The organism is Sandarakinorhabdus sp., from assembly GCF_051860625.1.
Taxonomy (GTDB): domain Bacteria; phylum Pseudomonadota; class Alphaproteobacteria; order Sphingomonadales; family Sphingomonadaceae; genus Sandarakinorhabdus.
On sequence record NZ_JBHYDQ010000015.1, the window covers coordinates 58934 to 76345 of the forward strand.

The 17412-nt window shown below is 64.6% G+C and carries 19 protein-coding genes and 1 pseudogene; 10 read left to right on the forward strand and 10 right to left on the reverse strand.

What is annotated here, in order from left to right:
- Positions 1-4 precede the first annotated feature (4 nt).
- Both ACTIEZ_RS13470 and ACTIEZ_RS13475 read right to left on the reverse strand, forming a co-directional pair.
- On the reverse strand, positions 5-283 hold the full coding sequence (locus ACTIEZ_RS13470) for a hypothetical protein (RefSeq protein WP_439547201.1): 279 nt from the start codon (positions 281-283) through the stop codon (positions 5-7).
- Between the two features lie 29 nt (positions 284-312).
- Positions 313-2271 carry a TIR domain-containing protein gene (locus tag ACTIEZ_RS13475; RefSeq protein WP_439547202.1) on the reverse strand — a complete coding sequence of 653 codons (1959 nt, stop codon included), beginning with the start codon at positions 2269-2271 and terminating at the stop codon, positions 313-315.
- Positions 2272-2573: 302 nt separating this feature from the next.
- Here ACTIEZ_RS13475 and ACTIEZ_RS13480 point away from each other — a divergent pair, with 302 nt between their 5' ends.
- Together ACTIEZ_RS13480 and ACTIEZ_RS13485 are read left to right on the forward strand one after the other, a co-directional pair.
- Positions 2574-3848, forward strand: a complete 1275-nt coding sequence (locus ACTIEZ_RS13480; protein ID WP_439547203.1) for a hemolysin family protein — start codon at positions 2574-2576, stop codon at positions 3846-3848.
- Entirely contained in the window at positions 3845-5140 is a 1296-nt protein-coding gene (locus ACTIEZ_RS13485; protein WP_439547204.1) for a hemolysin family protein, read from the forward strand. Before ACTIEZ_RS13480 ends, ACTIEZ_RS13485 begins: the two co-directional genes overlap by 4 nt.
- A gap of 99 nt (positions 5141-5239) precedes the next feature.
- Here the strand turns inward: ACTIEZ_RS13485 and ACTIEZ_RS13490 are convergent, their stop codons facing one another.
- Positions 5240-6109, reverse strand: coding sequence for an alpha/beta fold hydrolase (locus ACTIEZ_RS13490; protein ID WP_439547205.1), 870 nt, complete (start codon positions 6107-6109; stop codon positions 5240-5242).
- Between the two features lie 100 nt (positions 6110-6209).
- On the opposite strand from ACTIEZ_RS13490, the gene ACTIEZ_RS13495 reads away from it, so the two are divergent.
- Positions 6210-6473, forward strand: a complete 264-nt coding sequence (locus ACTIEZ_RS13495; protein WP_439547206.1) for a GlsB/YeaQ/YmgE family stress response membrane protein — start codon at positions 6210-6212, stop codon at positions 6471-6473.
- On the opposite strand, the gene phhA is transcribed toward ACTIEZ_RS13495, so the two are convergent.
- Complete coding sequence (gene phhA / locus ACTIEZ_RS13500; RefSeq protein WP_439547207.1) at positions 6470-7309, reverse strand: phenylalanine 4-monooxygenase; 840 nt, start codon at positions 7307-7309, stop codon at positions 6470-6472. The genes ACTIEZ_RS13495 and phhA overlap by 4 nt on opposite strands.
- Positions 7310-7405: 96 nt before the next feature.
- Between phhA and ACTIEZ_RS13505 the strand changes: the two genes are divergently transcribed.
- Positions 7406-8908, forward strand: a complete 1503-nt coding sequence (locus tag ACTIEZ_RS13505) for an acetyl-CoA acetyltransferase (RefSeq protein ID WP_439547208.1) — start codon at positions 7406-7408, stop codon at positions 8906-8908.
- Between the two features lie 110 nt (positions 8909-9018).
- On the forward strand, positions 9019-9282 hold the full coding sequence (locus ACTIEZ_RS13510) for an usg protein (protein WP_439547209.1): 264 nt from the start codon (positions 9019-9021) through the stop codon (positions 9280-9282).
- 3 nt (positions 9283-9285) lie between these two features.
- Here ACTIEZ_RS13510 and ACTIEZ_RS13515 read toward each other — a convergent pair whose 3' ends face one another.
- The 3 genes from ACTIEZ_RS13515 to ACTIEZ_RS13525 are packed head-to-tail and all read right to left on the reverse strand — an operon-like array spanning position 9286 to position 12137.
- Positions 9286-10659, reverse strand: a complete 1374-nt coding sequence (locus tag ACTIEZ_RS13515) for an amidohydrolase family protein (protein WP_439547210.1) — start codon at positions 10657-10659, stop codon at positions 9286-9288.
- Between the two features lie 51 nt (positions 10660-10710).
- Positions 10711-11517: a TrmH family RNA methyltransferase gene (locus tag ACTIEZ_RS13520; protein ID WP_439547211.1), complete on the reverse strand. Its 807-nt coding sequence runs from the start codon at positions 11515-11517 to the stop codon at positions 10711-10713.
- Positions 11517-12137, reverse strand: coding sequence for a DNA-3-methyladenine glycosylase family protein (locus ACTIEZ_RS13525; RefSeq protein ID WP_439547212.1), 621 nt, complete (start codon positions 12135-12137; stop codon positions 11517-11519). The genes ACTIEZ_RS13520 and ACTIEZ_RS13525 overlap by 1 nt, the downstream gene beginning before the upstream one ends.
- Before the next feature lie 105 nt (positions 12138-12242).
- Here ACTIEZ_RS13525 and ACTIEZ_RS13530 point away from each other — a divergent pair, with 105 nt between their 5' ends.
- Genes ACTIEZ_RS13530 through ACTIEZ_RS13540 form a run of 3 tightly spaced genes read left to right on the forward strand, consistent with a single transcriptional unit; the run spans position 12243 to position 14706 of the window.
- A complete protein-coding gene (locus tag ACTIEZ_RS13530) occupies positions 12243-13370 on the forward strand; it encodes a sensor histidine kinase (protein WP_439547213.1) in 1128 nt (375 codons plus the stop codon).
- Positions 13371-13374: 4 nt separating this feature from the next.
- Positions 13375-14166, forward strand: coding sequence for a LytR/AlgR family response regulator transcription factor (locus ACTIEZ_RS13535; protein WP_439547214.1), 792 nt, complete (start codon positions 13375-13377; stop codon positions 14164-14166).
- A gap of 60 nt (positions 14167-14226) precedes the next feature.
- Complete coding sequence (locus ACTIEZ_RS13540) at positions 14227-14706, forward strand: hypothetical protein (protein WP_439547215.1); 480 nt, start codon at positions 14227-14229, stop codon at positions 14704-14706.
- Positions 14707-14709: 3 nt separating this feature from the next.
- Here ACTIEZ_RS13540 and ACTIEZ_RS13545 read toward each other — a convergent pair whose 3' ends face one another.
- Together ACTIEZ_RS13545 and ACTIEZ_RS13550 are read right to left on the reverse strand one after the other, a co-directional pair.
- Positions 14710-15849, reverse strand: coding sequence for an alpha/beta hydrolase (locus ACTIEZ_RS13545; RefSeq protein WP_439547216.1), 1140 nt, complete (start codon positions 15847-15849; stop codon positions 14710-14712).
- Positions 15846-16358, reverse strand: a complete 513-nt coding sequence (locus ACTIEZ_RS13550; protein ID WP_439547217.1) for a VOC family protein — start codon at positions 16356-16358, stop codon at positions 15846-15848. The genes ACTIEZ_RS13545 and ACTIEZ_RS13550 overlap by 4 nt, the downstream gene beginning before the upstream one ends.
- Positions 16359-16648: 290 nt before the next feature.
- Between ACTIEZ_RS13550 and ACTIEZ_RS13555 the strand changes: the two genes are divergently transcribed.
- Together ACTIEZ_RS13555 and ACTIEZ_RS13560 are read left to right on the forward strand one after the other, a co-directional pair.
- The gene (locus ACTIEZ_RS13555; RefSeq protein ID WP_439547218.1) at positions 16649-16891 is read left to right on the forward strand and encodes an AbrB/MazE/SpoVT family DNA-binding domain-containing protein; all 243 of its coding nucleotides are present in this window, start codon (positions 16649-16651) and stop codon (positions 16889-16891) included.
- Positions 16888-17283 (forward strand): type II toxin-antitoxin system VapC family toxin, encoded by a 396-nt coding sequence (locus ACTIEZ_RS13560; protein ID WP_439547219.1) that lies wholly within the window; start codon positions 16888-16890, stop codon positions 17281-17283. The genes ACTIEZ_RS13555 and ACTIEZ_RS13560 overlap by 4 nt, the downstream gene beginning before the upstream one ends.
- Positions 17284-17295: 12 nt before the next feature.
- Here the strand turns inward: ACTIEZ_RS13560 and ACTIEZ_RS13565 are convergent.
- A pseudogene (locus ACTIEZ_RS13565) lies at positions 17296-17412 on the reverse strand (IS630 family transposase); the annotation flags it as partial.

Genomic DNA, 17412 nt, shown 5'->3' on the forward strand with positions numbered 1-17412 from the left:
CGCATCAGCGATCGCCGTTACCGCGATCGCCATTGCCTGCGCGGTCACCATTGCCACGCGCACGGTCACCGTTGCCCCTGTCACCATTGCCCCTGTCGCCGCTGTCGGTGCTGCCTTCGTTGCCGGCCATGGCGTCAGCGGCTTCGCCCGGGGTGACGCCGGATGGTGCCACACCGGCATCGGCGGCGGCGGACTCTGCCGGTTCCGGGTTGGCCTGGCCGACGAATTTCTTGCAGCCAGGCAGCAGCAGGGCAGTGGCAACAAGCAGAACGGCAATGCGCATGGAAAAGACCTTTCGCGGTTGCCCCAAGGCTAGGCCATTCCGAGGCTGAATAGCAATTCCGAAAATTCCGGCTTCTGGCGCAGGCCATCGACCATCGGATCGTTGCGCAGATAAACCAGCCCGGCATCGCCGGTGGCGCGGGCGCGTTGCAGGGCGGCGAGCGCGCGCGGTTCGTCATTCCATTGCGCCAGCACCTGCGCCTGCTGATACAGGCCAGCATCGCCATGGTCGGCCACCAATTGGTCGAACGCCGCCTGCGCTTGCGCCTGCTTGCCCAGGCGGTGGCGGACGATGGCGAGACCGGCCAGCCCGAACAGCGTGCTGGGCTCGGCGACAAATTCGGCTTCGGCCGCGGCCAGATCCTGCAGCCCCAGCCGGGCAAAGCCGAGCGCCGCATGCGCCACGGCCATGCGCGGCGACAGGCTGAGCGCCTTCTTGATGGGGGCAATCGCACCGTCGAAATTGCGCGCCGCATATTCGACCTCGCCGGTCAGCCGGTAGGCACGGGCATTCAACGGATCGAGCGTGGTCGCGCGGGCAATGGCGCGGCGCGCATCGGCAAACCGGCCCACCCGCGCGCAGAACAGCGCAAATCGGCTGAGGACATCGGCATCACCGACCCCCAGTTCGGCCGAACGATCATAAGGCCCGCGCGCGGCGCGCGCATCGAGCCGGCCGTTGAACAGCGCAAAGCCCAGCGCCGAATGGGCATCGGCCAGTTCCGGCGACAAGCTGACCGCCCGGGTGGCCGCCGCGACCGCATCGGCATAGAGCCCGCTGCGCTCAGCGGCCTGGGCATATTGATTGCCGATTACCGCCAGCGCACGCGACCGGGCGGCGTGGGCCGCGCCATAGCCGGGATCGCGCTGCAACGCCGCATCAAATTGCGCCAGCGCGCCGCGATCGCTGGCTTCATCGCGGCCCAGCGCAAACAATTCGCGGCCGCGCAGAAAGGCGTCATAAGCGGCCACATCGCTGGTGCCGCCGATCGGCCGCGCCGCACTGCCCACTGCAGCGCCGCCCAATCTGGCATTCAATGCGGTGGCCACCGCCGCGGCGATTTCATCCTGCACGGCAAACACATCGGCGATCGGGCGTTCGAACTGTTCGGTCCATTGGCTGAAGCCGCTGCTGCCATCGATCAGTTCGGCGGCAATGCGCAGCATGTCGCCTGCGCGCCGCACGCTGCCATCCAGCAGATAGGCCACCCCCAATTGCCCGGCCATGGTGCGGGCATCCTCGCTGCGGGTGCGAAAGCGGTTGGACGATGCCTGGGCCGCGACCAGCAGCCTGGGATTGCGCGCCAGCTCGGCACGGACTTCGGCCGCCAGCCCCTCCGAAAAATAGGCCTGCTGCGGATCATTGCTCAGATTGGCGAACGGCAGCACTGCGACGCTGGCGGTGCCGGCCGGTGCGGCGTCAGGCATGCCACCCCGCTGGCGCCACAGCCAGGCACCGCCACCAGCCACCGCCACGGCCACAGCCGCGCCGCCGATCAATATCAGCCGGCGATTGGGTTGCGCCGGTACAGCGACCGGTGCGGCGGTTGGCGCCGGCGCCACGCCAGAGGCCTTCGGCACCGCATGCAGCGCGGCCACCGCGCGCAGCAGCGCTTCAAACGCGTCATCGCCGCGGCGGATGCGGGCGCGGCTGATGTCGATCACCTGGAACTGCCGAAACCCCAGCGGCGGCTCCACCCCATCCAGGCTCAATGGCACCAGGCAGCGGCGATCGCGGCCGACGGTGGCTTCATCGTGCACCCAGTGCGATGCGACGCTGGCTTTGGACCACAGCACCACCACGGCGCAGGCAGTGTCCAGCGCATGGGCAGTGGTGTTGGCATAACGTTCCCCGCCAGCGAGCAGCCCATCCCACCACACGGCATAGCCGGCAGCCTCCAGCAACTGGATGACCGGCAACACACGTTTGCGATCGTCACGCGAATAGCTGACGAACACGGTCGTTGCGCGGGGAGCCTCAGCCGTCATGTCCCCCTTTGGTGGGTCAAGAAAGGTCGTCTGGCGATAGACTAGGTTGATAGGCCAATTTCAACAAGGCTCGACCAAACGGCCCTGACCCGAAGCGGAACGGCCGACCCTTGCCAACAGCGCCCGTTTTCACCGTGCACGGCGCCAACCTGGCTTGCCACCGCGCAACCTGGGGCCTGGGCCATGTTTGGCCCGCGCCCGGTTTGCGCTTCGACGCGTGAGCCGGTAATGGCGGCAATATCCGTTGTTCCTGATTGGTAGTTCGTTTGGACGCCCTCCTTCCTGTCGTTGTCATTCTCGGGATGGTTGCGGCCAATGCGCTGTATGTCGCTGCGGAGTTTGCAACCGTCAGCGCCCGCAAGTCGCGGGTGCAGCAAGCGGCCGAGACGGGCAATGGCGCCGCCAGGCGACTGCTGGCGATCCTGCAGGATCGGACCAGGCTCGATAATTATGTCGCCGGCTGTCAGGTCGGCATCACCGTCAGCAGTCTTGTCGCCGGCGCCTATGGCCAGGCGAGCCTCACGCCGTTGCTGACGCCCGCGCTCGGCAATGTGGGCGGCCCGGCTGCGGCTGTCGTCATCATCCTGCTGGCGGTCACCGTGCTTCAGGTCGTGCTGGGTGAACTGCTGCCCAAGACCATCGCGCTGCGCTACCCGGAGCGCCTGTCGATGGCCACCCTCATGCCGATGCGGATCAGCCTGCTGCTGTTCAAGCCGTTGATCCTGATCTTCAACGGCTCCGCCTTCACCATCATGCGCGCCTTGCGCCTCAACACCGAACAGGGCCATCTGCACGTCCATTCCGCCGAGGAGCTGGAGGGCTTGTATCGCGAAAGTGCGGCCGGCGGCCTGATCGATGCCGATGAACGCGACATGCTGGCTGGTGCGCTGGGCGTTGATGACAAGCGGGTGCGGGAAATCATGACGCCGCGGGTCCGCATGGTCACGATTTCGGCCCAGGATGATGTGACGACCGCGATCGGCATCGGCGCCGCTTCGCCCTATTCGCGCTTTCCTGTTTCCGGCGCCAATGCCGAGGATATAATCGGCATCGTCCATCTGCGTTCGCTGTTTGCTGCTGCCCAGCGCGATCCGGCAACGCGCGTTGGGGCGATCATGCGCGAGCCGCTGATCGTGGCCGAGTTCATGAGCGTGCCCAAGCTGTGGAGCCTGCTGCGCACATCGGGCCGTCGCAGCGCGATTGTCATCAACGAATATGGCAGCGTTGCCGGCCTGGTCACGCTGGAGGACGCGCTGGAGGAAATCTTCGGCGAGGTGCAGGACGAATTCGACAACGAGGAAGACCTGGTGGTCGAACACGGCGCCACGGCCAGCGTGCGCGGCGATGTTGCCCTGGCTACCCTGGCTGATCGTTATGACATCATGCTGCCAGACGAGATGGCGGACACCATCGGCGGCCTCGTCTGGCACATGCTTGGTCGCCTGCCCCAGGTCGACGACATGTTTGGCGTGCCCGGCACCGGCCTGACGCTGAAGGTCGAGCAGATGGACCGACATGCCGTCCGCCGCGTGCTGGTCATCCGCGATGACGCTGCGCCGATGGAACCGCAGCCATGAGCCAGTATCTGCTGCCCATCGCCATCATCCTGATCCTGATCGTCATCAACGGCGTGTTCGTGGCGGCCGAATTTGCCCTGGTCAGTTCGCGGCGCAGCCGGCTGGAGACGATCGCGAAGGATGGCAACCCGGTCGCGCGCTGGCTGGTGAGCGTGTTCGACAAGCCGATGGGCAAGGATGCCTATATTGCCATCGCCCAGCTCGGCATCACGCTCGCCTCGATCGGGCTGGGCATGTACGGCGAACCAGCGGTCGCGGCATGGCTCTATCCCACGCTGGCGCGTTTGGGCCTGGATGTTGATCAGTCTCACGCCGTCGGCTTCGTGCTGGCCCTTGGTTTCATCACCTATCTTCACGTGGTGTTCGGGGAAATGATCCCCAAGGCGCTGGCGTTGCAATTGCCCGAGGCGGTCAGCATTGCCGTCAACCCGGCAATGCGGGCCTTTGGGTTCATATTCCGGCCGATGGTGATCGTGCTCAACTGGCTGGCCTTCACGCTGATGCGGATGCTGGGCATCCCCGATCCGGGCAAGAGCTCGCTGCTCTATACTTCGGAAGAACTGGCGATTGCGACGGAAGAGGTCGCGGTCAGCGGCCAGCTTGGTGAGGCGCAGCGCGCGCTGATCGACAATATCTTTGAAATGGAAGACCGCACGGCCGAAGAATTGATGACATCGCGCGCCAGGCTGGTCGCAATCGATGCCGATACCCCGCTGGCCGATATCGGCGCCATCATCAGCAGCCGCCAGCAGACGCGGTACCCCGTGTTTGACGGGACCCTCGATATGGTGCTGGGCGTGCTGCACGTGAAGGATTTCATTCGCGCCCATCATGCCGGCGCGCTGACGTCGTTGCGGGCGATGGTGCGGCCGCTCGCGCGCGTCGCCGCCACCACGTCGGCAAGCGAGCTGCTGGCGCTGTTCAAGAAGCAGCGCGTTCACGCCGCCCTGGTCGTCAACGAATTCGGCGGCACGCTGGGCTTCGTGACCATGGACGACATCATCGAGGATCTGATCGACGATGACAGCGCCGGCGCTGCCGACTGGATCCGGACCTTGCCCGACGGAAGCCTGTTGCTGGATGGTGAAGTGACCCTGGCGGAGCTGGCCGAGGACCATGGCATGGATTTCGCGGAACCCGACGTGATGACCGTTGCCGGCCTGTTTCTGGCCGTCGACGGCACCTTGCCCAAAGCTGGTGCCACCCAGCAGCGCGACGGCTTCCTGCTCAAGATCGAAGACATGCAGGGATTGAAGATTCAGCGCGTCAGCGTGCGGGCGGTGGGGACATGACGCTCTTGTCGTGATGCTGGTGGTCGGCGCGGATGACATGGCCGAAGGCGAAGCCGAGGTGCAGGCAGCAGCGGGCGTGGTCATGGCCGCCTGGGGCGTTTAGAGGAACCCGCGCAGCTCCGCCATGAAACGGTCGAACTGGTCGTGGTGCAGCCAGTGGCCGGCATCGGCAAAATTGACCACGCGGGCATTCTGGAAATGCGCAATGCGGCCATCCGATTCGGGGTTGGAGGCCCAACTTTTCTCACCATACATCAGCAGCGTCGGGCAGGTGATGCGGCGCCACAGCTCGGCGACCTGATCGGGGTGCGTGTCGTGCGCCCAGGGCAGGTGCAGATAATTGTCGAATTTCCAGCTATAGCTCCCGTCCTCGTTGCGGTGGGTACCATGGATGGTCAGGTGGCGGGCCTGTTCTTCGGACAGAAAGGCATTTTCCTGGTGCATCCGGGCAAAGGCATCCTCCAGCGTGGCATAGCGTTTGGGCTGGCGGGCAGCCGCAGCGCGCTTGGCATCGATCCAGTCGCGCTGGCGCTGGGCGAAATCCGTCTTCATCCGTTCGGCGAGCATCTTGGGGCTGGGGCCCAGGCCTTCGATGGCGACCAGTTTCTTGACGTTTTCCGGATACAGGCCGGCGTAACGCAGCGCGATATTGCCGCCCATCGAGTGGGCGACGATCGTCACCGGCGCCAGTTTCAGTTGGTGCACAAGCTGCGCCAGATCATAGACATAGGAATGGGTTTGATAATCGCCATCGGGCGCCCAGGCGCTGTCGCCATGGCCGCGCAGATCAGGCGCGATGATGTGCCAATCGCGCTGCAGATCGCGCGCCACCCAATCCCAGCTGCGGGCATGATCGCGGCCCCCGTGCAGCAGCAGCAGCGGCGGGGCGTCCGGATTGCCCCAATCGCAATAATGCAGCCGCAGCCGCTGTGAGATGAAGCTGTGCGAAGTGGGGCCGACGTTGATCATGGCGGCGTTCTGCCATGACGGCTGGTGTCAGGCCAGTATTTGCCACTTGACCATTGTCAAATATGCTCGGCCCTAGCGCCCGGCGCGGGGGAGGCTGACCATGGGCTGGATCATTGCAATCATCGTGGGTGGCATCGCCGGCTGGCTGGCAAGCAAATTCATGAACCGGGACAGCAGCATGGGGCTGTTCCTGAACGTCGTGGTCGGCTGTGTCGGCTCGGTGATCGGAAACGTGATCCTCAATAAGATCGGGATTGCCGGTTCGGTGCAGAGCTTCTCGCTGACCGGCCTGCTGGTGGCGATCGTCGGTGCGTCGGTCCTGCTCGGCATCGTCAATCTGATGACGCGCGGAAAGCTGCGTTAAACAGTCTCGACCACGTGGCTCTGGTCGCCGCGGGTGAAAACCCTGTCGTCCGGCAGGATGGCAGCGATGGGGATATCCACGCTGCCAGCCAGCCGCCGATAAAGCGGGCCAAAATCCGTTTCCAGCGTGACGCGCAGTAGGTCGTCGAAACTGTCGATCACGAAATAGGCCTGCTGGTAATCGTCGATCCGGTAGGGCGTTCTCAGCACGCGCTCCAGTTGCCAGCCGAGCCGGTTTGGGCTGGGGCTGCCTTGTGCAAACAAGGTCTCGCCGTGGCTGGAAACGATGCCGGCGCCATAAATCGCCAGGCCATCCCCTGACCTGATCAGGCCGAACTCCACCGTGTACCAGTACAGCCGCGACAGCCGGGCAATGGCATCATATTCCAGCGCGCGCAGCCCGCCGCGGCCATAGGCCTGCATGTAATCGGCAAAGGCCGGATGCGCGAGCAACGGCACATGGCCGAACACATCATGGAACACGTCCGGTTCCTGCAGATAATCGAGCTGATCGGGGCGGCGGATGAAATTGCCGGCCGGAAAACGCCGGTTGGCGAGATGATCGAAGAACACCGCATCGGGCACCAGGCCGGGCACCGCCACCACCTGCCAGCCGGTCAGCGCCATTAGCTGATCGTTCAGCCGGGCAAAATCCGGCACGCCGGGCCTGGTCATGTCGAGCAATTGCAGCCCTTCCAGAAATTCCGGCGCCACCCGTCCGGGCAGCAGGCGCGTTTGCCGATCGAACAGATCATCCCACACGCGGTGATCAGTGGCGGTGAAATGTTCCCAATCCTGCGGGATGGTCCAATCGGGGGAAGGTGCAGTCGCGGTCACCCAATCAATCTAGCAGGGGGATGGCGGTGGCGCGAGTGCTTCCCGGCGGGCGATGGGGCCTGTATCAGATGACCAAGGACCAAAGGGGAATATCCAATGTCGCTGCCAGCCGATCGTACACCTGTCATCATCGGCGTTGGCGAGGTGCTTGATCGGCCGGGCGATCCGGCGGCGGCGCTGGAACCGCTGGCGTTGATGGCGGCGGCGGTGCGCGCGGCCGATGCCGATGCCGGCGGCGGGTTCCTGGGCCGCATCGACAGTGTGGATGTGATCAACCTGGTGTCGTGGCGCTATGATCGGGTGGCGGCACGGCTCGCCGAGCGATTGGGCATCACGCCGCCGCGTGCCGTCTATGCCGTGGTGGGCGGTGAGACCCCGACAACGAAAATCCACGAATCTGCACTGCGCATCATGAATGGCGATTCGATGGTCGCGGTGGTGACAGGCGGCGAAGCGCAAAATGCCGTCGCCAAGGCCAAGGCGGCTGGCGTGCAATTGCCGTGGACGCCGCCGGCGCCAAAGCCGGAAAACCCGATCATTCCATCGGAACATGTGACGCCGCTGGGCATGAGCCACGGCATTTTCCAGCCTATCCACATCTACCCGCTCTATGAAAATGCCACGGTCGCGGCCTGGGGGCTGACCCCAGCACGGGCGCTGGCGGAAAGCGGTGCAGCCTATCAACGGATCAGCGCGGCGGCAGCGGCCAACCCCAACGCCTGGGGGCGTACGGCGTACAGTGCAGACGAGATCACGGCGGTGTCCGACGACAATCGCATGATCTGCTGGCCCTATACCAAGCGCATGGTTGCCAACAATAATGTCAACGCCGCCGCCGCTGTTTTGATGACCACGCTGGCGGCAGCGCGCAGCGCTGGCATTCCCGAGCACCGCATCATCCATATCCATGGCGGTGCATCGGCGGGCGAGCCGATGGATTTCCTCAAGCGTGATTCCTATGTGCAATCGGTCGCGCAAAATGCCGTGCTCGGCCAGGCGATGCAGATTGCGCCGAAGGGCTTTGATCGGGTCGAGCTTTATTCCTGTTTCCCGACCGTGCCGAAGATGGCGCGGCGCACGCTGGGGCTGGGGGCCGACGTGCCGCTATCGGTGATGGGCGGCCTGTCGTTCGCGGGGGCCGGGCTCAATTGCTACATGTTGCATTCGACCTGCGCGATGGTGCGGTCCTTGCGGGACGCACCGGCCGATCAGGCGCTGCTGTACGGCCAGGGTGGCTATGTGACCAAGCATCACGCGCTGGTGATCGGCTGCCGGCCGGCCGACGCGGCCTGGTTGATGTTGAATCGCGATGTGCAGGATGCAGCCGAAGATGCACGCGGTGACGTGCCGCGCTTCGATGGCGGCTATGCCGGGCCGGCGCGCGTCGAAAGCTTCAGCATCGTGTTTGGCCGCGACGGCCAGCCCAGCCACGGCAGCGTGGTCGGGCGGACGCCGGAGCATGCGCGGGTCTTCGGCAAGCTGGATGTCGCGGATGCGGCGGGCCTCGCGGCGTTCCTCAGCCTGGAGGCCTCGCCCATCGGCTTGCCCGGCACGGTCAGCGTTGGCGATGATGGCCTGCAGCACTGGGCCGGCGCCTAGCACTCAGCCGCATTGGCTGCTGACAAAAACCTGTTATATTTCCGTCATTTACCCCGTTGACGGCGGGGGCAGTGCTGGAAAATCATGCGTCTGTCAACAAAGGAGGACGCATGACGGACCTGGAACGGCAATTGCGTGGCTACAGCCTTGCCACCGTCGAGATCGCGTACTGGCGGCCCGATCATCCCGGCCTGCTGCAGCAGTTCAGTTGGCAGCTTTATGATCTGGCCCCGGCCTTCCCGGAGCTGAAGCGGTTCCTGGATCATTGGCGCCGCGAGATCGAAGCCAGCATCCATTCGATCCGCGTCGCCCACCGCGGGCTGATCGGGCCGAGCGAATGGCGCGGCGTCGACGAAGTGCTGCGCCTGCACTGACCCCTAACGCGGGGCGAGCTTCGCCTCGTCCACCACGCCATCGCGCTTGTAGAGCGTGCCGCCCTTCATGACATGGGCCGGGTTCTGCAGCAGCGCGATGGTGTGCAGCACGTCGCCGCGCACGGTGATGATATCGGCATATTTGCCCACCGCGATGGTGCCGCTGTCCTTCTCCACGCCCATGAACTTGGCCGGCCAATAGGTCGCGGCCTGGATCGCCTCCATCGGCGGCACGCCCAGATTGTTCACCCACACGTCCAGTTCGTTCCAGGTGGTCTGGCATTGGAAAGCGGTCGGGATGCCGCTGTCGGTACCAATCAGCAGGATGGCGCCAGATTGGCGCAACTGCTTGAATTTGGTGTCCAGCGTCGGTTTGCGGCGCGGCGTGAGCTGGTTGTATTCCAGCGCTGCGACATCGCGCAGCGACGCCTTGATGTCGGCGACCGTGTCCGGCTTCAGCCCCCGCGTCCAGCAGGGATCGTCCAGCTTTTCGGGATTGGTCAGCAGATTGGCGTTGTTGTACAGCCCGCTGATGGTCGGCGTCCAATAGAGCGGGCTGCCGCGCACCCGGCCTTCGGCGGCGCGGGCTTCGATGGCCAGCATCACATCATCCGGGTAACGCGGCGCCGCGCCCAGCCCGGTATGCTCGAAATTGTCCATGCCGATCTTCAGGCCCAGCCGGATTTCGTCGGGCAGATGGCTGTGACCGACGACCTTCAGGCCCAATTTGTGGGCTTCATCGACCAGCGCGCGCGCCGTGGCTTCGCCCATTTCGTCCTGGTCCACCACCTTGATGATATCGACGCCGGCCGCCTTCAGCGTCCGCACCTTGGCACGGGCATCCTCGGCATCCTTCACGCCCCAGCGGTAGAAATCGGTGCCCGGATAGGGTTTTTTCTGCAGGAACGGCCCCGACACATAGAGCCGCGGGCCCGGCAGCCGCCCCGCCTTCACATTCTCGCGGATTGCGATGGATTCTTCCAGTGGCCCCCCCAGATCGCGGGCGCTGGTGACGCCGGCGAGCAGCAGCTGCGCGGCGCTGGCCGGCATGATTTCCGGCCCGAAGCGTTCGCGATAGGCCTTGTGCCAGTGCGAATATTCGGAATGGCCGTTGAGCATCAGGTGGACATGCATGTCCCACAGGCCCGGCAGCACATCCATGCCTTCAGTGGAGACGACCGTGGCGCCAGCCGGCACCGGCAGCGTCGCCACCGTGCCGATGGCGGTGATCCGCTCCCCGTCCACCAGGATCACGCTGTTGGCCAGCGGCGGGCCGCCCTGCCCATCGATCAGCCGGCCGCCGACCAGCGCCGTGATGCCGGCCGCATGGGCCGTGGTGGCAAGCAGCGCTAACGCCGCGAAGATGATGGCACGCATGATCGGAAACTCCCTATTTTTCAGTAGTGTGGGCCTGTCTGCCGGCCAGCGTCAACCATTCAAGCGATCAAGCGCATGATAAAGCAGCACCCCGGCACACACCGCGACGTTCAGGCTGTCCGCGGTGCCGTGCATCGGCAGCTTGACCAGGGCGTCGCACTGCGCGGCATAGTCTGGCGGCAGGCCGGATTGTTCGTTGCCCATGAACAGGAAACAGGGCGGGGCATAGGCGTGCGCGCGGTAATCGACAGTGCGCCCGGCGAGCGCGGCGCCGACCAGTTGCGCAGGGCTTTGCCGCAACCAGGTGAAGAACTCCGCGCCGGTGGCGCGCGCCACTTGCCGGCTGAACAGCGCGCCCATGCTGGCGCGCACCGCCTCCACGCTGAACGGATCGCACGACTGATCAAGCAGGATCACGCCGCCGGCGCCGGTGGCATCGCAGGTGCGCAACATCGTGCCGAAATTGCCGGGGTCCTTCAGATTTTCCGCGACCAGCCACAGATTCGATGCGCTGCGGTCGAGGCGGGCCAGCGACGTGTCCGGGATCGGATAGGCGGCGGCCACGCCTTGCGCATTGTCCTTGCCGGTCAACCGCTGCATCAGATCGGGCGTGGTGCGCAGGATGGTGGCGTTCGCGGCGCCAGCAGCGGTGATCAACGCCTGGGTGAGCGGGTGGCGCTCCGCCTCGAAGGTGAAGACCAGCGTGGTCGGCACCTGGCCGGCGGCCAGTGCTTCGGTGCAAACGCGCAGGCCTTCGGCGAGGAATTGCCCGGCCTCACGCCGGCCACGCTTGTCGGCCAGCGTTTTCAAGGATTTCAGCACCGGGTTGGCCGGCGACGAGACATCGGTAATCCGCATCACAGCGCCACTATGTTATAATTGTGCCAGAGCATGATCGACAGCGCGCCGCGGTGCGGGCGCATCGGCTCGGCCAGGCTGCGCGCACGCTTTTCGGTCGGGCGGCTGTCTTCGCCGAGCAAGCGGCCGAGCTGGATTTGCATGGCCAGATCGCCGGCCGGAAAAATGTCGGGCCGACCTTCGGCAAACAGCAGATAGATTTCGGCCGACCAGCGCCCGATGCCCTTGATGGAGGACAGGAGGGTGATTGCCGCCTCGTCATCGCTGGGCAGGGCGGCGAAATCGACATGGCCACCTGCGACAGCGGCGGCGAGCGCGTGGACATAGCTGGCCTTCTGCCCTGACAGGCCGGCGGAGCGCAGCGTTTCGACCGGGGTGGCCGCCACGGCTGCCATATCGTCCATATCGCCGCCGCAGGCCGTTTCCAGCCGCGTCCAGACGCTGGCCGCTGCCTTGGTGCTCACCTGTTGCGAGACGATGGCGTTCATCATGGTGCTGGCCCCGCGCTGGCGGATGCGCGGCGCCGGATAGCCGTGGCTGGCCAATGCCTCTGCGATGCTGCCGTGGCTGGCGGCCAGCGCATCCAGACTGGATTTCAGTTGTGCAGTGGAAAGACCCATGCGCGCCAGCCTAGCCGTGTGCCGCCCGGCTGGCCAGCGTGCGCCATGCTGGCGTCTGGAAACCGCCATTTGGCCTTTCACGCCCGAGCCGTTATGGTCCCGCCGATGGTCGACCCCCGCGTCCGCATCGGCTTTTTCACCGACAAGAACCGTGCCTTCTGGATTTTGCAGGGCGGCGGCTGGACGGCCTATCTGATGCTGCGCGCGCTGTCGGGGCTCGCCAATTCGATGGGGCTGGCCTTCGTGCTGCCCGCCGTCATCGTCACCGCCACCGGTTTTTCAATCACGCTCTTGTTGGCCGCCGCCTATCGCCGGCTGATCGCGATGAAGCCGATCTGGACCTGGACATTGACCGCCATGCTGCTGATGACGGCCGCCGCGCTGTTTTCGGTACTGGAGGTGTGGGCGCACGCGACCTTCTATCAACCCGGCTGGCAGCCCAAGGGCATCCAGTTTCTCGGCGCGATCCTGCTGGATTTCTCGGTGCTCGGCGCCTGGACCGGGCTGTATTACGGGATCAACTACTATCTGCTGCTTGCCGATCAGTCGGAGCGGATGCTGAACATGGCGGCCCAGGCCAATAGTGCCCAATTGGCGATGCTGCGTTATCAGTTGAATCCGCACTTCCTGTTCAACACGCTGAACAGCATATCGACATTGGTGCTGCTGAAACAGACCGACCGCGCCAACGCCATGCTGTCGCGACTGGCCAGCTTCCTGCGCTACAGCCTGGTCGGGGAACGCGAAGGCCTCGCCACGGTTGCACAGGAGGCCGAAGCGCTGAAACTCTATCTCGACATCGAGCGGACCCGGTTCGAAGCGCGCTTGCGCACCCGGTTCGATGTGGCGCCCGATGTGATGGAGGCGCGGCTGCCGTCGCTGCTGCTGCAGCCGATTGTGGAAAATGCCATCAAATATGCCGTCACCCCTTCCGAAGACGGCGCCGACATCGTGGTGGACGCGCGGCGCATGGCCGATCGGCTGGTGATCACGATTGCCGATACGGGCCCGGGCCTGGCCGCCACGCCGGCGGAGTCCGGCGGCACCGGGGTCGGGCTGGCCAATATCCGCGAGCGGCTGGCGCAAAGCTATGGCCTCGACCATCGCTTCGAATTGGCGGACAATGACCCCCAGGGGCTGATCGTGCTGATCGACATTCCGTATCAGACCGACGCCGTGCCACAGTCTGCCGCAAATCTTGTTGCAGCGCCGCAACTTGCCTCCCAAGGGTGATGCCATGGTGATCCGTGCAATATTGGTTGATGATGAGCCTCTGGCCATTCAGGGCCTGGAGCTGAGACTGCAGGCGTTCGACGATATCGAGATCGTCGAGCGCTGCGCCAACGGCCGCGAGGCGATCCGCGCTATCCGCACCCACAAGCCGGACCTGGTGTTTCTGGATATCCAGATGCCGGGCTTCGACGGGTTTTCAGTAGTGTCCGGCCTGTCCGACATCGAGCCGCCGCTGTTCGTGTTTGTCACTGCCTTCATGCAGCATGCGCTGAAGGCCTTTGACGCGCAGGCGGTGGATTATCTGCTGAAGCCGGTCGAGGAAGAGCGGCTGGCCGCCACCGTCGAGCGGGTGCGCCAGCGCCTGGCCGAGAAGCAGGGTGCGCAGGGCGCCGAGCGGTTGAAGGAAATCCTCTCCGAAGTCGCGCCCGAAGCCTTGCCCGATGATCTGTCCGATGCGCCGGCGGCCAGCCGGTTCGAAAAGGTGATCAACATCAAGGATCGCGGCCAGATTTTCCGGGTCGAGGTCGGCGATATCGAGCGCATTGATGCCGCCGGCGATTATATGTGCATCTACACCGCCGATCAGACGTTGGTGCTGCGCGAGACGATGAAGGATCTGGAAAAGCGGCTGGACCCCAAGAAATTCCAGCGCATCCACCGCTCCACCATCGTCAATCTCGATAATATCAAGAGCGTGAAGCCGCACACCAATGGCGAATGTTTCCTGGTGCTGGGCAGCGGCACGCAAGTGAAAGTGTCACGCAGCTATCGCGATGTGGTGGCGCGCTTCCTGTAACCTCTTGCCGCCGCGTCGCCGCCGGCTCACCATGAGGTGGATTCGGCTGGAGGGTGGCGCATGAAACAGATGATGGTGTTGGTCACGACAGGGCTGCTGGTGGCGGCGTGCGGCGGTGACAAGAATGCGGCCGAGGGCAACAGCATCACCATCGGCGAGGGTGGTGAGACGGCGACCGTGCGAGTGGGCGGCAGTGACGACAATGGCATTGCGCCGCCGGCCAATCTGCCGGATTTCGCGCCCATCTATCCGGGCGCCACCATCCAGAGCGCGATTACCGGTAACGAAGGCGAGGCCAAGGGCATGGTGACCATGCTCACCGATGCCAAGATAGCGGATATCATCGCCTTCTATCGTGACAAGGGCAAGGCTGCCGGCATGACCGTGTCGAGCGAGGCGGCGATGGGCGAAGCGCGCATGTTGACCATGAACCGCAGCGGTGCCGGCGAGGATCCGGGACTGCAGATCAGCGTGGCGCCGATGGACGACGTTGGAAAATCCTTGATTTCCTTGATTTACGATGGCGGCGCGCCGGCCTGATCGTCACACCAGGCCCTGCCGGCCCAGCCAATCGGTGACGATGCCGGCGGCGGTTTTCAGATGATCAGGCTGGAAGGCGTAATAATGGGTGGCGCCCTGCACATCATGGCGTTCGCGCGACGCGGCGTTCGGCACGCTGTCATACAGGCGGCGCGTGTGGCTGGGGGTGCAGGCGTCATCAGCCGTGTTGCCGACCACCAGCACCGGCACCGTGATGCGCGGGCCAGCCTTCAGCGCGCAGGCGTGGCTGTCCAGGCTCCATTGTGACAACCATGACCGCAGCGTGGTGAAACGCGCCAGCCCGCCGGGACTGTCGTTGATCAGCCGCGGGTCCCCCAGATAGCAGCGGCCGGCCAAGCGATCATTGGGATCGACGGCGGGATCGAGCCAGCATGGCGCGGCCATGGTGCCATGGACCACGAAAGCGCGTTCGGCATGGGGGCCTTCCCGCGCCTTCAGATTGGCAAGGGTGTTCAGCGCCCAGTGCGTGATGCGGTTCGATCGTTGCACCTGCCGGGCGGAATATTCAGCCAGGAAATCCGCGCTGTAGGGCGGTTGTGGGCACGCCGGATCATAGAGATTCCAGGCCGGATCACGCCGTGTGGGATCGTTCTCATCGAGCACCGACGGGTCCAACCATTCGGTGAGCGTCTGGGCGCGGCTGACATGCGCCGCCAGCAGCATCACGCCATCGGCGGGCGGCAGGTGCAGCGAAATCGCATCCCCGGCCGGCGTCTGCGTGACCCGGGGAGCAGCCGCTTCGGCCTGGTAGAACAACGCCAGGCTGCCGCCGCCGGACCAGCCGGCGAGCACGACCTTGCGATACCCCAGCACCTCCCGGCAGTGCGCCACCCAGCGGCCGAGATCGATCGCCACTTTCTCCATGATCAGCGCACTGTCGTTGTTGGGATAGCGCGACACCGCAGTGAGCACATGGCAGCCGGCGGCGGCCAGCGCACCGGGCAGCGGCAGATAATGCATGATGCCCATCGGGTGCATGAACACCAGGATCGTGTCCGACGGCGTCTCGGGCTTCAGGTGATGCGCTTGGCAAGCCACCACGCCGTCGATGCCGCCATAAGTGTCGCGCAGACCGACGGCTTCGCGAAAGGCGATCAGCAGGGGGATGCGCTGAAAACTCATGCAGCTTGCGTGGCCTTGCGGGCCGTCCACGCGGCAATGGTGGCGTGGGCGGTCCTGGCGTCCTCGGCCAGGATGGCGTCGTGCGCCGCCACCCGCGTGGTGATTTCCAGCGGCAGGCCGTTGGGATCGGCGAAATAGACCGATTTCACGAAACCATGATCGATCGGCCCGAAACAGGGCACGCCGGCAGCGTTCAACTGGTCACGCCAGGCCAGCAGTTTCGCCTCATCCTCGGCCTCGAACGCGACATGGCGATCAAAGCCGTGAGCCAAGGCAAAATCACCGTCCTTCACGCTGTTCGGCGCATCGAAGAAGGCGATGAAATTGCCGTCAGGGAGCCGGAAAAACAGATGCACGAACGGGTTGGGCAGGCCCGAACCCGGTTCCTTCTCCTCCTGCACCACGGCCGCCAGCGGCAGGCCGAGCACGTCCTCGTAAAAGGCCCGCGTCTGCTCGGCGTCGCGGCAGCGATAAGCGCTGTGGTGAATGCCTTTCAGCGGCGTCGTCATTGGCCGAGTCCTCCCGAATCCGAGGTTCGCACAGCGCGAACGCCCCGCCAAGCCGCGCGATTGTAATGTACAAGGTTACGAAGGTTCCCCTTTTCGCGCTTTTCCGGCACTACAAGTGCCAATAATTGTGCGGTACCGTTGGCGTCGTGAAGCATGACAGATGCCACTCGTGTAGGACAGCATGGCCATTCTATGGCTTCGGTATCAAAAATGCCCTATGGTGACTGGGTTGCGTTGGACATCGGAATCACCCAATGAACGCCCTCCCGCCAAAGCGTCTGACGGCCACAATGCTTGATGGCGGCCGTATCGTCATCCCTGCCGAAGTGCGAGCCGCACTCGACCTGAAAAAGGGCGACAAGGTGCTGGTCTCGATTGATGCCGACGGCGAGGTGCGCCTGTCCACGCAGATGCAGGCCTTGCGGCGCTTGCAGGAAAAGATGCGCCCGTTCAAACGGCCCGGCGTGGACGAGATCGACGACTTCATCGCCTTTCGCCGCGCAGAAGCCGCCCGCGAAGAGCGTGGCGAGTGAGCTACAGGCAATTGGTAATCGATTCGTCTGCCCTGCTGGCTGCGATGCTCGAAGAGCCGGGACAGCAAATTGTCGAGCGCACGCTGCCGGGCGCAATCATCAGCAGTGTCAATCTCGCCGAAGTCGCATCTCGCCTAATCGATGGCGGCCTGTTGCCGGACGAGGCCGAACAGTATCTTGCCAGTCTGGAACTGACCGTGATCGCTTTCGATCAAGCCCATGCGCTCGAATCCGGCCGTCTGCGGGCCCTCACCCGCCACGCAGGCCTATCGCTGGGCGACCGTGCCTGTCTGGCATTGGCCCGCGTGAAGGGCGTGCCGGTGCTCACCGGCGATCGCGCCTGGGCCGGGCTCGCGGCATCGATCGGCGTCGAGGTCGAGCTGATCCGCTAGACTCGATTGCATTTAGATTGAAGCATAGCCTGAGTTTCTGAGGTAGTTGGCGCACTCGTGTGGCGGGAAGCTGTCGAGGAGGGATCCGATGCGTCGCCAAGTGGCTTCGACCGATCGTTCTGCGGCCTT

Bases quoted from the DNA above. Each gene is read 5' to 3' on its own strand.
- ACTIEZ_RS13470 (WP_439547201.1), bottom strand. From the start codon at position 283: ATGCGCATTGCCGTTCTGCTTGTTGCCACTGCCCTGCTGCTGCCTGGC.
- ACTIEZ_RS13475 (WP_439547202.1), bottom strand. From the start codon at position 2,271: ATGACGGCTGAGGCTCCCCGCGCAACGACCGTGTTCGTCAGCTATTCG.
- ACTIEZ_RS13480 (WP_439547203.1), top strand. From the start codon at position 2,574: ATGGTTGCGGCCAATGCGCTGTATGTCGCTGCGGAGTTTGCAACCGTC.
- ACTIEZ_RS13485 (WP_439547204.1), top strand. From the start codon at position 3,845: ATGAGCCAGTATCTGCTGCCCATCGCCATCATCCTGATCCTGATCGTC.
- ACTIEZ_RS13490 (WP_439547205.1), bottom strand. From the start codon at position 6,109: ATGATCAACGTCGGCCCCACTTCGCACAGCTTCATCTCACAGCGGCTG.
- ACTIEZ_RS13495 (WP_439547206.1), top strand. From the start codon at position 6,210: ATGGGCTGGATCATTGCAATCATCGTGGGTGGCATCGCCGGCTGGCTG.
- ACTIEZ_RS13505 (WP_439547208.1), top strand. From the start codon at position 7,406: ATGTCGCTGCCAGCCGATCGTACACCTGTCATCATCGGCGTTGGCGAG.
- ACTIEZ_RS13510 (WP_439547209.1), top strand. From the start codon at position 9,019: ATGACGGACCTGGAACGGCAATTGCGTGGCTACAGCCTTGCCACCGTC.
- ACTIEZ_RS13515 (WP_439547210.1), bottom strand. From the start codon at position 10,659: ATGCGTGCCATCATCTTCGCGGCGTTAGCGCTGCTTGCCACCACGGCC.
- ACTIEZ_RS13520 (WP_439547211.1), bottom strand. From the start codon at position 11,517: ATGCGGATTACCGATGTCTCGTCGCCGGCCAACCCGGTGCTGAAATCC.
- ACTIEZ_RS13525 (WP_439547212.1), bottom strand. From the start codon at position 12,137: ATGGGTCTTTCCACTGCACAACTGAAATCCAGTCTGGATGCGCTGGCC.
- ACTIEZ_RS13530 (WP_439547213.1), top strand. From the start codon at position 12,243: ATGGTCGACCCCCGCGTCCGCATCGGCTTTTTCACCGACAAGAACCGT.
- ACTIEZ_RS13535 (WP_439547214.1), top strand. From the start codon at position 13,375: ATGGTGATCCGTGCAATATTGGTTGATGATGAGCCTCTGGCCATTCAG.
- ACTIEZ_RS13540 (WP_439547215.1), top strand. From the start codon at position 14,227: ATGAAACAGATGATGGTGTTGGTCACGACAGGGCTGCTGGTGGCGGCG.
- ACTIEZ_RS13545 (WP_439547216.1), bottom strand. From the start codon at position 15,849: ATGAGTTTTCAGCGCATCCCCCTGCTGATCGCCTTTCGCGAAGCCGTC.
- ACTIEZ_RS13550 (WP_439547217.1), bottom strand. From the start codon at position 16,358: ATGACGACGCCGCTGAAAGGCATTCACCACAGCGCTTATCGCTGCCGC.
- ACTIEZ_RS13555 (WP_439547218.1), top strand. From the start codon at position 16,649: ATGCTTGATGGCGGCCGTATCGTCATCCCTGCCGAAGTGCGAGCCGCA.